Here is a 13,620-nt window from a genome sequence, read left to right on the forward strand (position 1 = left end):
AGGTGAACCATCAATGACAGTCAGCGAGGTCCAGCTCGAGGAGATGCTCTCCTCGTACCCGGACAAGGTCAAGAAGAACCGCAAGAAGCACATAGTGGTCAAGAAGGGCGAGATGGAGGCCCAGCAGATAGAGGCGAACGCCCGCACCATCCCCGGCATCCTGACCCAGCGCGGCTGCTGCTTCGCGGGGTGCAAGGGCGTGGTGCTGGGGCCGATAAAGGACATGGTCCACATCGTCCACGGCCCGGTGGGGTGCGCCTACTACAGCTGGGGCACCCGGAGGAACAAGGCCCGCGCGGACGAGAGCACTCCCCGGGACAAGATCTATTCCACCCTGTGCTTCACCACCGACATGCAGGAGAGCGACATCGTGTTCGGCGGGGAGAAGAAGCTCGCCGCCATGATCGACGAGGTCGTGGAGATGTTCCACCCCCGCGCCATCACCATCAGCGCCACCTGCCCGGTCGGCCTGATCGGGGACGACATCAACGCGGTGGCCAAGGAGGCCCAGAAGCGCCACGGCATACAGGTGCTCGCGTTCAGCTGCGAAGGCTACAAGGGCGTCAGCCAGTCCGGCGGCCACCACATCGCCAACAACGGGCTCATGCAGCACGTGGTGGGCAAGGACCCGAAGAAGAAGCAAGGCAAGCACGTCATCAACGTGCTCGGCGAGTACAACATCGGCGGCGACGGCTGGGAGCTGGAACGCATCCTGAAGGATGTAGGGTACACGCTCAACAGCACGCTGTCCGGCGACAGCAGCTACGAGGACATCAAGAAGCTGCACACCGTGGACCTGAACCTGGTCCAGTGCCACCGGTCCATCAACTACATCGCCGAGATGATGGAGACCAAGTACGGCATCCCCTGGCTCAAGGTCAACTTCATCGGCGTGGACGCCACCGCGGAATCGCTGCGCAACATGGCCCAGGTCTTCCAGGACGAGGCCCTGGTCCAGCGCACCGAGGAGGTCATCGAGCGCGAGGTCGCCCGCATCACCCCCGCCCTGGAGCAGTACCGCAAGCTGTGCGAGGGCAAGACCGCCTTCTGCCTGGTCGGCGGCTCCCGGGCCCACCACTACCAGTACCTGCTGCGCAACCTGGGCATGGATGTGGTGGTGGCCGGCTACGAGTTCGCCCACCGCGACGACTACGAGGGCAGGGAGGTCATCCCCAGCCTGGTGCCGGACGCCGACGGGAAGAACATCCCCGAGCTGCACCTGGAGCCGGACAAGGAGCTGTACAAGGAAGCGCACGTCCGCCTCAACATGTCCAAGGAGAAGTACGACGAGCTGTGCAAGAAGGTCCCCCTCAGCTACTATGAGGGGATGTACAAGTGCATGAGGGACGGGCAGGTGCTGATCGACGACTTCAACCACCACGAGGTGGAGGACCTCATCAGGATACTGAAGCCGGACCTGTTCTTCTCGGGCGTCAGGGACAAGTACATCGTCCACAAGCTGGGCGTCCCCGCGAAGCAGATGCACTCCTACGATTACAGCGGCCCCTATGCCGGGTTCAACGGCGCCCTGGTCTTCGCCAGGGAGGTGGCCAATGCCATGAACGCCCCCGCGTGGAAGCTCATCGGGGCGCCATGGGAAGAGGGGACCGAAGCGATCAGGAGCGAATGACCATGCACGAGTGTATACCCAAAGGCGAGGTGGTCCACACCACCGGCAAGATCAACCCCGCCAAGACGTGCCAGCCCATCGGGGCGATGTACGCGGCGCTGGGCATCCACAGCTGCCTTCCCCACAGCCACGGCTCCCAGGGGTGCTGCGCTTACCACCGCATGCACCTGTCCCGGCACTTCCGCGACCCGGTCCTGGCGACCTCCAGCTCGTTCACCGAGGGCACCTCGGTGTTCGGCGGGGCGGCCAACCTGAAGACGTCCATCAAGAACGTCTTCTCCATCTACGACCCCGAGATAATGGCGGTTCACACCACCTGCCTCAGCGAGACCATCGGCGACGACCTCAACACCATCATCAAGGACGCCGAGGTGCCGGACGGGAAGGTGGTGATCCACGCCAACACCCCCAGCTACAAGGGCTCCCATGTCACCGGGTTCAGCAACATGTGCAAGGCCATGGTGTCATACCTCGCCGCCAGCGACGGGCGGCCCAAGAAGGAGAGGGTCAACATCCTCCCCGGCTTCGTCAACCCCGGCGACATGCGCGAGGTCAAGAGGATCGTCAGGGAGATGGGCATCGACATGATCATGTTCCCCGACACCTCCGGCGTCATGGACTCCCCCCTCACCACCAAATACGAGATGTACCCCCGCGGCGGGACCACCGTGGCGCAGATCCGCGACTCCGGCAACTCCAAGATGACCCTGGCCCTCGGCGCCTGGTCGTCCAACGACGCGGGCGCGGAGCTGCAGCAGAAGTGCGGCGTGCCCTGCACGCCGCTCAAGGTTCCGATCGGCCTCAAGGCCACCGACGACCTCATCATGGCCCTGAAGAACGGCTTCGGGACCAAGGTCCCCGACTCCCTTACCGAGGAGCGGGGGCAGGTCGTGGACACCCTCGTGGACACCCACTACCATTACTACGGCAAGACGGTGGCGGCGTTCGGCGACCCTGACTCCGTGATGCCACTGGTCGAGTTCCTGCTGACCATGGGCATGGTGCCCAAGTACGTCCTCACCGGCACCCCCGGCTCGCAGTTCGAGGCAGAGGTCAGCAAGATGCTCGACGACGCCGGCGTCAAGGACTACCATGTCAAGGCGGAAGGCGACCTCTTCGAGCTGGAGCAGTGGATCGGGGAGTCCCCCGTGGACCTGCTAATCGGGACCTCGTACGGCAAGTACATCTCGCGGGCCGAGGATATCCCCCTGGTCCGCTTCGGGTTCCCGGTCATCGACCGCGCCGTGCATCCCCTGATGCCCGTGGTCGGGTACAAGGGCGCCATGCGCCTGATCGAGCAGATCAGCAACGCCATGCTGGAGCGCCGCGACCGCGACGCCCTGGACGAGGACTACGAGCTGGTGCTGTGAGCGCCGGGGCGGAGAGGCGGATGGAGAACAACAGCGCCGCCGGCGGGGTCGCCTGCATCGAGGAGCGCCAGAGCTCCATTCGGACCAAGGGCCCGAACAGGGGTACCATCGCCTGCGGCACCGACAGCCTGGCCGGGGCGGTCAGCCAGCGCGCCTGCGTCTACTGCGGCGCCAGGGTCGTGCTCAACCCGGTCACCGACGCGGCGCACCTGGTGCACGGCCCCATCGGCTGCGCCACCTATACCTGGGACATCCGGGGCAGCCTTTCCAGCGGCTCCGAGATGTACCGCAACTCCTTCTCCACCAACCTGAAGGAGAAGGACATCATCTTCGGCGGGGAGAAGAAGCTGAACGCCTGCATCGACGAGGTCGTGGAGAAGTACCACCCGCCGGCGGTGTTCGTGTACTCGACCTGCGTGGTGGGCGTCATCGGGGACGACCTGATCGCGGTGTGCAAGAGCGCATCCCAGCGCCACGGCATCGATGTCATCCCGGTCGAATCGACCGGCTTCAAGTCCGGGAACAAGATGGTCGGCTACCGTGCCGCGGCGGAGGCCCTGCTGAGGCTGATGGCCCCCCAGGACGGGGAGGAGATCGAGCGGACCAGCAATGTAAACTTCCTCGGGGAGTACAACCTCGGCGGGGAGAAGTGGATCGTGGAGCGCTACCTGAACGAGATCGGGGTGGGGGTCAACGTGGCCTTCACCGGCGACTCCACGGTCGCGGACCTCAAGAGGGCCCCGGGCGCCCAGCTGAACCTGGTGCAGTGCACCGGGTCGATGCATTGGTTGGCCTCCCGAATGGAGGAGGAGTACGGCATCCCCTACATCGACGTGAACTTCTTCGGTTCCGAGAACATCGACGACAGCCTGCGCGCCGTCGCCAAGGCCCTCGAGGACGAGGAGATGGCCCGAAAAGCGGAGGCACTGATCGCCAGGGAAGAGGAGAAGCTCCGCCCGGCGATAGAGAAGTACCGCGCCAAGCTGCAGGGGAAGCGGGCGGCCATCTACGTCGGCGGGGCCTGGAAGGCCATGTCCATCATCCGGCAGCTCCGGCAACTGGGGATCGACGTGGTGGTCTCGGGCACCCAGACCGGGCGCCCGGAGGAATACGAGGAGATGAGCACCCTGGTGGACGAGGGCACCGTCATCATCGATGACGCCAACCCCGCGGAGCTGGAGCGCCTCGTGCTGGAGAAGAGGATAGACGTCATGATCGGCGGCGTCAAGGAAAGGGTGCTCGCGTACAAGCTGGGCATCGGATTCGTCGACCACAACCATGACCGCAAGGACCTCCTTTCCGGCTACGAGGGCGCGGCGAGGTTCGCCCGTGAGGTGTACATCACCACCTGCTCGCCGGTGTGGAAGCACCTGAAGAAGGCTATTCCGGAGGCCTGAGATGAGCACGGAAGCGGCGGGACCGCAGGTCCGTCAGGTCAACGAGAACCAGTGCAACATGTGCATGCCTCTCGGAGGAGTGCTCGCCTTCAAGGGCATCGAGAACGCCATGGTGCTGGTGCACGGCTCCCAGGGCTGCAGCACCTACATGCGCCTCACCAACGTGGAGCACTTCAACGAGCCGATGGACATCGCGTCTTCCTCGCTGAACGAGAAGCAGACCATCTACGGCGGGGAAGCGAACCTCCGGAAAGCGATCGACAACGTCATCCGCGTCTACCGCCCCAAGGTCCTGGGCATCGTGACCACCTGTTTGGCGGAAACGATCGGGGAGGACGTTCCGGCCATGGCCGAGCGGTACATCGGGGACCGAGGGACCGAGGACCTGGAGATCATCCCGGTGTCCACGCCGAGCTACCAGGGCAGCCATTCGGAGGGATACTGGGCCGCGGTGCGGACGCTGGTGAAGCACTACGAGACGGCGGGGCCGAAGCACGAGAGCATCAACGTCATCGTGCCGCACATCAGCCCGGCGGACCTGCGCGAGGTCAAGCGTCTCCTTGGCCAGATGGGGGTGCAGTACACCCTCCTTCCCGATTATTCCATGACCCTGGACCGCCCCTACGGCGGCCGCTACCAGAAGATACCTCCGGGTGGGACGAGGACGGCCGACATCGCCCGCATGGGAGGAGCGAAGGCCACCATCCAGTTCGGGCTGACCTGCCCTGACGAGCTGTCGCCGGGGCTATTGCTGCAGCAGGAGCACGGTGTTCCGCTGATCAACCTTCCTCTCCCCATCGGCCTGGAGAACACCGACCGGTTCATCGACGCGCTGAGGGAACTTGGCGGAAGGGCCGTCCCGGAGGAGCTGGAACTTGAGAGGGGCTGGCTCCTCGATGCCATGGCCGATTCGCACAAGTACAACGCGGAGGGCCGTCCGGTGGTGTTCGGCGAGCCCGAGCTCGCGTACGCCTTCACCTCCGTGCTGGCTGAGAACGGGGCCCCGCCGGTGGTCATCGCCAGCGGCACCAAGACGGACAAGCTCTCCGCCCTGCTGGTGCCGCTGCTGTCCGGGGCGGATGAGCGCCCGGTCGTTCTGGGAGAGGCGGACTTCGCCACCGTCGACGCGGCGGCCGCACTGGCCGAGGCGAACATAGCTGTCGGGCACTCCGGCGGCAAGTTCCTCACCGAGAGGCGGGGCATGCCCCTCGTCAGGATGGGGTATCCCATCAACGACCGGGTGGGAGGGCAGCGCATCAGGTCCGCCGGCTATACCGGGAGCTTGGAGTTCTTGGACCGGTTCACCAACGCGCTGCTGGAAGCGAAGTACAGCTCATATCGCAGGAAGAAGAAGGAAGAACTATTCCGGAAAGGAGGGAAGTGAGATGCAGAGACCAAAGCGCCACATATTCGTATGCACCAGCTCGAGACCGACCGGACAGCAGAAAGGCTTCTGCCACTCTAAGGCAGGGGTGGAGGTGTTGGCCAAGTTCAACGAGGAGGTCCAGGAGCGCGAGCTCGATGGGGAGGTGTTGGTGTCCAACACCGGCTGCTTCGGCATCTGCGAGAAGGGCCCCATCGTCATCGTGTATCCTGACAACGTCTGGTACGGTGCCGTTTCCCCTGGCGATGTCGAAGCCATCATGGACGAGCACATCGAGGGCAACAAGCCAGTGGGCAAGCTCGTGATAAAGTGACGTAGCCCGGTATGGGAACGCAGCAAGGGTTTGATGTCATGGAGATGCAGATAGCGACGGTGGTGGGGGAGGACGGCATCACATCCGCCCTCAACTCAGGCGGGACGGTGACCGTGTACAAGCGGTCAGAGGGACAGTGGGCAGAGGACCGCAGCACCGCGTTCTCCCTGGAAGGGAGCAAGGGGCTGGTGGAGATGCGCTCAAGGATGGGCGAGCTCGTCAAATTCCTCGGACCATGCAAGATCCTGGTGGCTAAGTCCGCGAGCGGGGTCCCGTACTTCGAGCTGGAGAAGGCCGGCTTCACGGTGTGGGAGATACCCGGCGCGCCGGAGAGCTTCCTGGAGCAGGTGTGGAGCGAAGAGGAGAAGGCCGAAGCGGAACGCGCCGCGCCGCCCCCGCCGATCGAGCCGATGCCCACGCCGGTGGAGGAGAGCCCCGGGAACTACGCGATCAACATCAGGGACATCCAGAAGTGCCGCCCCGAGCTGAGCAGCAAGAAGGTCCTCCAGCAGTTCATCCGCAAGGGGCAGTTCAGGACGCTGGTGATTGTCTGCGACCACGTGCCTCCCTGGATCGAGATGGAACGGTCGACCGTGGGCTTCACCATGGAAGCGGCCCGTGAGGGCAAGGGTCCCTGCGTGCTCAAGCTGACAAGATCAATCTGACCAAGCTCTCGCCCCGGGGGGCGGCTCCGCATGAGCTGCCAGGCCCTCAACGGGCAGCCGGCCTGCCGTCCGTTTTGACCCCACAGACCTATCGTTCTCTGTTGCTCTCAGCGCCCCGCTCGGACCGTCCGCTGTTCTCTGAGCTCGGCGACCGGCCTTCTGTTCTCGCGTTCTGCGACCTGCCCGAGCGATCCCAGGGTCGTTCCTGCATCCGATGCAGCGGCCAGTTCGTCGCGGGAAAGCGTAACTGGCCTGTCGATTCGGTCCCGATCCCCCAGCATCTTGATTCCTATGCCTTGATGTCAACGCGCCATCCATCGCTGAAATCAACGCATGGCCGCACGGAAATAGACGTTCGAGTATGATTATCTAAAGAATCAAGATATACGAATGTATCATTTGAAAAAGAATAACTGTTCTTTCATACAATATCAAAAGGTTTTATTAGTTATTTGTCTATTAGCCGGACGGACGGAACGTTATCCCCGCTCGGGCGTCCCCACGGACGGTCCGCACAATGCCAGCATGGCCGAGGACATTCCGCCAAAAATTCGAACAGAACAATGACGGGATACTATGGAAAAGAACAGGAAGACCCTACTGGCCGTTGCCGCGATCGTCGTGGCGGTGGCCGTCATCGTGGCCGCGGTTTCGTTGAGCCAGTCCGAACCCGCAGGTGGAGAGGAGAAGGAGCTGGCGATCTACGCGGCCGCTTCCCTGACCGCGTCATTCACCGAGCTGGGGAAGGCCTACGAGGACGCTCATCCTGGGACGAAGGTCAACCTCGAGTTCGACGGCTCGGGCAATCTCAGGGGAAAGATCATGAACGGTGCCGCCGTGGACGTGTTCGCGTCGGCCGACCAGAACAATATGGGCCAGCTTTCCGCGGCCAACATGATGGACGGCTCCACGATCCAGACGTTCGCCAAGAACAAGGTGGTCATCATCGTGCCCACCAGCAACCCTGGCAACATCCACGGCCTGGCGGACCTGACCAAGGACGGCCTCCAGATCGTCATCGGCAACAAGACCGGCGTCCCTGTCGGCGGATATACCGATCAGATACTGGACAAGATCAGCGCGGACACCGCGAACTACTCGGCGAGCTACAAGGCTGACGTGCTGGACAACGTGGCCTCCTATACCACGAACGTCAACCAGATCGTCGCCGCGGTCGCGACCGGGAACGCCGACGCGGGGTTCGTGTACTCCACCGACGCATCCACCGCCATCGCCAGCGGATCGCAGCTCACCGTGATCGAGATACCGGACCAGTACAACGTGGTCGCGACCTATCCAATCGGAGTGCTCGCCGACTCCCACCTGCCCGATGATGCCCAGGCGTTCGTTGACTTCGTGCTGTCCACGGAAGGGCAGAACATCCTGGCGAGCTACGGGTTCGTGAAGGTCTGAAGTGGTTGGAAGATGGAAACGTCGGAAACCGAACGCAAATGCTACGGCGGGGCTCAGGATGCCGGGAACCGCCTGAAGCGCCTGAAGAAGGTGCTGTACGGCGCCGCCCTGGTGGCCATGGTCGCGGTCGCGTTTGCGTTCATCCTTTTGCCTCTTCTTTCTTTATTCCTGAAGACGACCCCGGAGGCGTTCTTCGGCTCCTTCGATGAGCCCGTCGTGATAAAGGCCCTCACCCTGAGCCTCGTCACCGCGACCTGCAGCACCGCGCTGGTACTGCTTTTCGGGACGCCCGTCGCCTACCTGCTCTCCCACCGTCAGTTCCGCGGCAAGGCCTTTCTGGAAACGGCGATCGATATGACCGTGGTCCTGCCGCCGGCAGTGGCCGGCCTCGGCCTCCTCATGGCGTTCGGCCGCATGGGGACCGTCGGAGAGTACCTCTACCCGCTGGGCATAAAGCTGCCGTTCACCACGCTGGCGGTGATCATGGCCCAGGTGTTCGTGTCCTCCCCGTTCTACATACGCCAAGCGAGGGTAAGCCTACGGGACGTGAACAAGGAGTACGAGGAGGCAGCGCGGACCCTCGGTTCCTCGAAGCTGCATACCTTTTTCCGCATCACTTTGCCTCTGGCCTCCGCCGGGCTGATATCCGGCGCCATAATGGCCTGGGCCAGGGCGCTGGGCGAGTTCGGCGCCACCATAATGTTCGCGGGGAACCTGTCGGGGCGCACCCAGACCATGCCCCTGGCGATATATACCACGATGGAAACGGACATTTCCGCGGCGATCGCGCTCTCGATCATACTGGTCATAGTGTCGTTCGCGGTGATGGCAACGGTCAGGATGCTCAGCAGGAGGATGACCTATGACAGTCGAAATTAAAGCGGCACGGAAGCTGAGGGACTTCGTTCTGGACGTGGACCTGTCGATACCGGACGGCGAGATCCTGGTCCTGATCGGAAGGAACGGCTCGGGCAAGAGCACCGTCCTGAGGATGGTCGCCGGACTGATGTCCCCCGACCAGGGCAGGATATCCGTGGGCGGCCGCACCTTCTTCGACTCGTCCCGGGGCATCGACCTTCTCCCCGAAGAGAGGGACGTCGGCTTCATGTTCCAGAACTACGCCGTCTTCCCGCACCTTACGGTGTACGGCAACCTCGCCTACGGGCTGCGCAACAAGAAGATCGCCGAGGACGAGATCCTTCAGCAGGTCAGGCCGCTCATGGAGGGCTACGGCCTGTGGAATGTCAAGGATGTCAGGGCAGGGAAGCTGTCAGGGGGGCAGAAGCAAAGGGTAGCGCTCCTGCGCTCGCTGGTGGCGAGGCCATGCATGTTCCTGCTGGACGAGCCGCTCAGCGCCATCGACCGGGCCGCGCAGGCCACCGCAAGGAAGGAGATACGGTCCCTGATACGGAGCACCAACGCCTCCGCCATCGTGGTGACGCACGATCCGAGCGACGCCGTCGAGCTCGGGGACCGCATCTGCCTCATAAACCAGGGCAGGATCGAGACGGCCGGGACCCCCGAGGACCTGCCGTCATCGGACCGGGCCTGGTTCTTCGGCGCGCCGCGAGGTGAGAAAGTGCCGGGGCCCGAGGCCCCGGACGTCCTGAGGGCGAAGGCGGACGCCGATCGGGCATGACCCCCCGGGCCCCCTCGATCCGCGCGGGGCGCATCGCAGGGTCAGAGGCCCGCAGAGCCAAGCTTAATAGCTCCCAGGCCTCTCCCACCCTTCAGGTCCTATTGCAGATGAAAGGCGTCATCCCCCTTGGCATGCCGGTGCTCATAGAGATGCCCGACCTGTACGAGACTGTCGAGCTGTGCCAGGAGCTGGAGCTGGACTTCATCGAGCTAAACATGAACATGCCGGAGTTCTGCCCTGAGGCGGTGGACCCCGGCGAGATCAGGGACATCACCCAATGCACCGGCATAATGTTCACCCTGCACTCCCCCGACGAGCTCGACCTCGGATCCCTCCATCCCACGGTCCGGCAGGGCTACCAGGACCGCATGCGCGAGGCGGTGGGGTGGAGCGGCCAGGCCGGCATCAGGGCCATCAACATGCACATGAGCCCGGGCATCTACTTCACCCTCCCAGACCGCAGAGTGTGGATATACGACCGCTACGTGGACCGGTTCACCGCCAACCAGTGGTCCTCCTACGCCGACCTCATACCGTTCGCCAAGGCCTCGGGCGTGGAACTATGCACCGAGAACGTGAATAACTTCGACCTCCCCTTCGTCGCCCAGGCCATCGACGAGCTGTGCGCCATGGACGACTTCTACCTCACCTGGGACGTCGGCCACGACGCCCGCAGCGGGTACAGGGAGCGCGAGGTGCTGTTGCGCCACGAATCGCGCATCCGGCACATGCACCTCCACGACTACAACGGGAAGAGCGACCACCAGGTCCCCGGGACCGGCACGGTGGACATCAAAGGCATGCTCGCCTTCGCCCAGGAGCGCGGCGTGCGCGTGCTGGTCGAGGTGAAGACCGCCGCCGCCCTCAGGGAGTCGGTGAGGGCGGTCCGCTCCATGCTCTGACGCTCTGGCCCTGGCCGGGAGCAATCCTTAAACGATAAATTATCATCTAGCCTTCGTGATCTGGGAGATCCTCCTTCTCGCGTTCGGCCTCGCCCTGCTGGGCCTGGGGGCCCAATGGCTGGTGGACAGCGCCGCCCAGATCGCCGTGCACCTCGGCGTCAGGACCTTCGTGGTGGGCCTGACCATAGTGGCGTTCGGGACCTCCGCGCCGGAGTTCATGCTGTCGGTCATGTCGAGCCTCAGCGGGGAGAACGCCTTTGTCCTCTCCAACGTCATCGGCTCCAACATCGCCAACATCACGTATGTCCTGGGGATCTACGCGATCATGGCCCCCCTGGCCATCGCCCTCACCATCGAGAAGAGGGAGGCGTGGTTCATGGCCGCCGCCGTCATCCTCCTCACCCTGCTGGCCCTGGACGGCACCATCTCCGCCTCCGACGGCGTGCTGATGCTGGTGGCCTTCCTGTTCTACCTGGTGCTGCTGGTCCGGGCCCTCATAGTCTGCGCCCCCGACTCCAACATATGCACCGAGTTCGACGAGGCCATCCCGGTGACCCGACGCCCGTGGAAGAACGTCGCCATCATCATCGCGGGGCTGGTGGCCCTGACCGTGGGGGTGGAGGCCACGGTGACCGGGGCATCCTCCATAGCCCGCCAGTTCGGCGTGAGCGACTTCCTGATCGGCCTGACGGTCATCGCCATCGGCACCTGCCTCCCCGAGGTGGCCACCGCGGCCACGGCCGCGCGCAGGAAGGAGTCGGACATCGTCATGGGCAACGCCCTGGGCTCCCTGATATTCAACTCCCTGGTAGTGGTCGGCGCGGGGGTGCTGTTCCAGCCCATCGCGGTCACGGAGATCCAGATATGGACCGGGCTGCTGCCGTTGGTGCTGCTGTCGCCGATAGTGCTCCTGATCTCCCGCAGCAAGAAGGGCCTGGGCCGGAAGGAGGGCGTGGCGCTGCTGCTCATCTACGCCGTGTTCATAGGCGTGGCCATAGCCTTCAACCAGTGAACCGGGCGGCCGGGGCCGCCGCGGCGCTCACTCCTTGCAGTCGCACTTTTGGTCGTCCAGCAGGTTCCGTCCCATCTTGAACAGCTCCAGGCAGGACAGCTCGCCGACCAGCAGCCCGCTGTCGTCCACCACCGGGAGGCCGTCCATGTGGTCCTCGAACATTATCGCCAGGGCGTGGCTCAGGCTGTCGCTCTGCTTCACCGTCCGGGCGCTCACCATGATGTCCTCGACCTCTTCGGCCAGCGCCTCCATTAGGAAGCGGTGCGACACCATGGTCCCCAGCTTCTCGACCCTGGCCTGCACCACCAGGTACTTGAGGATCGATTCGGCGTTGAGAACGCCGACGTACTTGCCCTTGTCGTTCATGACGTAAACGGTACGGGACATGGGATTTTCCAGCATCCTGTCGATGGCATGCCTGATGTCATCCTTCATCACGACCCTTGACAGGATGTCCTTCACGCAATCGCAAACGTCCCCCACGGTGGCCTCGGAGAACTTCTTGTTCAGCATCGTTCCACGGCATGCCTTGGGCCTGCATAAACCTCTCCATCCCAAACTCCGATCGGAATATGCCAGAATTATTAAGCGTCGTGGCCATTTGGCAACCCTGCCATGCGCCGGACCGTTCAGGAGATCAACGCCAAGCTGGAGAGGGGAGAGGCCGCCGTCCTCACCGCCAGGGAGGTCGAGGAACTGGTGTCCTGCGGGCGCGGGGACGAGGTCCGCCAAGTGGACGTGGTGACGACCGGCACGATGGGCCTCATGAGCGGGACCTACGCGCTCCTTTCCTTCTCGATATGCGAGGCCGGGGTCCACCGCAGGTTCAGGAGCGCCCGCCTCAACGGCGTGCCGGGGAGCGTGGGGCCATGCCCCAATGAGAGCCTCGGCATCATTGACGTCATGGTCTTCGGCACCGAGGAAGGGGACCGGCCGGGGTACGGCGGCTCCTCCCTGTTCAGGGACCTGGTGTCCGGAAGGGAGGTGACGGTGGAGGCGGTGGCCGATGACGGCAGGACCGCGGAGAGGACCTTGACCCTGGAGGACATGTCCACCGCCAAGCTGCTGAGCTCGCGCAACTGTTTTCGCAACTACCGGGCCTTCGTCAACCCCGGCGACAGCGAGTTCAGCTCCATCTTCTCCTGCTTCCCCTTCCCGCCGGACTGCCGGGGCCTGGCGTTCTCCGGGTGCGGACATCTCAGCCCGCTGCAGAACGATCCCGGGCTGAAAGCCGTCGGCGTGGGCACCAGGGTGCTGTTCAACGGGGCTGAGGGCTTCGTCGTGAGCAACGGGACCCGCAGCTCGGTGAAGTACCCCAACCTGATGACCGTCGCCGACATGAAGGGCATGGACCCCCGGCTCATGGGCGGCTTCAGGACCGCCGCGGGGATGGAGTGCCTCTCCTCGTACGCCGTCCCCGTGCTGATACTGGACGATGCGGTCCTCGAGGCGGTGATGACCGGCGACAGCGGCATCCCCCTCTCCATCGGGGACGTCCGGGACCGCCACAAGATCGGGCAGGCCGATTACGGGCAGGCGTGGTCCGGGGACGAGGTCATCTCGGTCAGCGACGCCCCCTGCGGCCGGTGCGAAGACTGCCCCGCCGAGCGGGTGTGCCCCACCTCGGCCATCGTCAGGGAGGACGGGGGCGCGGTCATCGACCGGACCAGGTGCGTCAACTGCGGGGCGTGCGTGGCGGCCTGCGGGCAGGGGCGGTTCAAGGGCGACCTCGGCGAGGTGAGCGCGGAGGTCAACGGTGTCATGAGAACCATGCCCGTCGTGTGCCGCGGCTCCAACAGGGAGGGGGCGGTCCGAACCATGGAGGACCTCAAGAAAAGGCTCCTCGACGGGACCTTCGCCATGACCGCCAAGGTCGCCGACCTGCGGCCGTGACC

At 64.1% G+C, this 13,620-nt stretch carries 13 protein-coding genes; 12 read left to right on the forward strand and 1 reads right to left on the reverse strand.

Annotation, left to right across the window (positions count from 1 at the left end):
• Positions 1 to 13 precede the first annotated feature (13 nt).
• From nifD to WYS_RS13055, 11 genes are all read left to right on the forward strand, one after another.
• The gene (gene nifD, locus WYS_RS13005) at positions 14 to 1,630 is read left to right on the forward strand and encodes a nitrogenase molybdenum-iron protein alpha chain (protein WP_019178611.1); all 1,617 of its coding nucleotides are present in this window, start codon (positions 14 to 16) and stop codon (positions 1,628 to 1,630) included.
• A 2-nt stretch (positions 1,631 to 1,632) separates the two neighbouring features.
• Positions 1,633 to 3,000, forward strand: a complete 1,368-nt coding sequence (locus WYS_RS13010) for a nitrogenase component 1 (protein ID WP_026069119.1) — start codon at positions 1,633 to 1,635, stop codon at positions 2,998 to 3,000.
• A 20-nt stretch (positions 3,001 to 3,020) separates the two neighbouring features.
• On the forward strand, positions 3,021 to 4,397 hold the full coding sequence (gene nifE, locus WYS_RS13015) for a nitrogenase iron-molybdenum cofactor biosynthesis protein NifE (protein ID WP_049796385.1): 1,377 nt from the start codon (positions 3,021 to 3,023) through the stop codon (positions 4,395 to 4,397).
• Position 4,398: 1 nt separating this feature from the next.
• A complete protein-coding gene (locus WYS_RS13020) occupies positions 4,399 to 5,781 on the forward strand; it encodes a nitrogenase component 1 (RefSeq protein WP_019178614.1) in 1,383 nt (460 codons plus the stop codon).
• A gap of 1 nt (position 5,782) precedes the next feature.
• Positions 5,783 to 6,094, forward strand: coding sequence for a (2Fe-2S) ferredoxin domain-containing protein (locus WYS_RS13025; RefSeq protein ID WP_019178615.1), 312 nt, complete (start codon positions 5,783 to 5,785; stop codon positions 6,092 to 6,094).
• Between the two features lie 44 nt (positions 6,095 to 6,138).
• A complete protein-coding gene (locus WYS_RS15450) occupies positions 6,139 to 6,759 on the forward strand; it encodes a Fe-only nitrogenase accessory AnfO family protein (protein WP_162137742.1) in 621 nt (206 codons plus the stop codon).
• A gap of 576 nt (positions 6,760 to 7,335) precedes the next feature.
• Positions 7,336 to 8,172, forward strand: a complete 837-nt coding sequence (modA, locus tag WYS_RS13035) for a molybdate ABC transporter substrate-binding protein (RefSeq protein WP_019178617.1) — start codon at positions 7,336 to 7,338, stop codon at positions 8,170 to 8,172.
• A gap of 12 nt (positions 8,173 to 8,184) precedes the next feature.
• Positions 8,185 to 9,051: an ABC transporter permease gene (locus WYS_RS13040; protein ID WP_019178618.1), complete on the forward strand. Its 867-nt coding sequence runs from the start codon at positions 8,185 to 8,187 to the stop codon at positions 9,049 to 9,051.
• Complete coding sequence (locus WYS_RS13045; protein WP_019178619.1) at positions 9,035 to 9,811, forward strand: ABC transporter ATP-binding protein; 777 nt, start codon at positions 9,035 to 9,037, stop codon at positions 9,809 to 9,811. The genes WYS_RS13040 and WYS_RS13045 overlap by 17 nt, the downstream gene beginning before the upstream one ends.
• Positions 9,812 to 9,918: 107 nt before the next feature.
• Positions 9,919 to 10,713: a sugar phosphate isomerase/epimerase family protein gene (locus tag WYS_RS13050; protein WP_236993825.1), complete on the forward strand. Its 795-nt coding sequence runs from the start codon at positions 9,919 to 9,921 to the stop codon at positions 10,711 to 10,713.
• A gap of 55 nt (positions 10,714 to 10,768) precedes the next feature.
• A complete protein-coding gene (locus WYS_RS13055) occupies positions 10,769 to 11,725 on the forward strand; it encodes a calcium/sodium antiporter (RefSeq protein ID WP_019178621.1) in 957 nt (318 codons plus the stop codon).
• Between the two features lie 27 nt (positions 11,726 to 11,752).
• On the opposite strand, the gene WYS_RS13060 is transcribed toward WYS_RS13055, so the two are convergent.
• A complete protein-coding gene (locus tag WYS_RS13060; RefSeq protein WP_019178622.1) occupies positions 11,753 to 12,238 on the reverse strand; it encodes a CBS domain-containing protein in 486 nt (161 codons plus the stop codon).
• A gap of 102 nt (positions 12,239 to 12,340) precedes the next feature.
• Between WYS_RS13060 and WYS_RS13065 the strand changes: the two genes are divergently transcribed.
• Positions 12,341 to 13,618: a methanogenesis marker 16 metalloprotein gene (locus WYS_RS13065; RefSeq protein WP_019178623.1), complete on the forward strand. Its 1,278-nt coding sequence runs from the start codon at positions 12,341 to 12,343 to the stop codon at positions 13,616 to 13,618.
• Positions 13,619 to 13,620 lie beyond the last annotated feature (2 nt).

This window comes from Methanomassiliicoccus luminyensis B10, assembly GCF_000308215.1.
Lineage (GTDB): Archaea > Thermoplasmatota > Thermoplasmata > Methanomassiliicoccales > Methanomassiliicoccaceae > Methanomassiliicoccus > Methanomassiliicoccus luminyensis.

Excerpts from the sequence above, each read along its gene's own strand:
- nifD (WP_019178611.1), top strand. The coding sequence starts at position 14 with ATGACAGTCAGCGAGGTCCAGCTCGAGGAGATGCTCTCCTCGTACCCG.
- WYS_RS13010 (WP_026069119.1), top strand. The coding sequence starts at position 1,633 with ATGCACGAGTGTATACCCAAAGGCGAGGTGGTCCACACCACCGGCAAG.
- nifE (WP_049796385.1), top strand. The coding sequence starts at position 3,021 with ATGGAGAACAACAGCGCCGCCGGCGGGGTCGCCTGCATCGAGGAGCGC.
- WYS_RS13020 (WP_019178614.1), top strand. The coding sequence starts at position 4,399 with ATGAGCACGGAAGCGGCGGGACCGCAGGTCCGTCAGGTCAACGAGAAC.
- WYS_RS13025 (WP_019178615.1), top strand. The coding sequence starts at position 5,783 with ATGCAGAGACCAAAGCGCCACATATTCGTATGCACCAGCTCGAGACCG.
- WYS_RS15450 (WP_162137742.1), top strand. The coding sequence starts at position 6,139 with ATGCAGATAGCGACGGTGGTGGGGGAGGACGGCATCACATCCGCCCTC.
- modA (WP_019178617.1), top strand. The coding sequence starts at position 7,336 with ATGGAAAAGAACAGGAAGACCCTACTGGCCGTTGCCGCGATCGTCGTG.
- WYS_RS13040 (WP_019178618.1), top strand. The coding sequence starts at position 8,185 with ATGGAAACGTCGGAAACCGAACGCAAATGCTACGGCGGGGCTCAGGAT.
- WYS_RS13045 (WP_019178619.1), top strand. The coding sequence starts at position 9,035 with ATGACAGTCGAAATTAAAGCGGCACGGAAGCTGAGGGACTTCGTTCTG.
- WYS_RS13050 (WP_236993825.1), top strand. The coding sequence starts at position 9,919 with ATGAAAGGCGTCATCCCCCTTGGCATGCCGGTGCTCATAGAGATGCCC.
- WYS_RS13060 (WP_019178622.1), bottom strand. The coding sequence starts at position 12,238 with ATGCTGAACAAGAAGTTCTCCGAGGCCACCGTGGGGGACGTTTGCGAT.
- WYS_RS13065 (WP_019178623.1), top strand. The coding sequence starts at position 12,341 with ATGCGCCGGACCGTTCAGGAGATCAACGCCAAGCTGGAGAGGGGAGAG.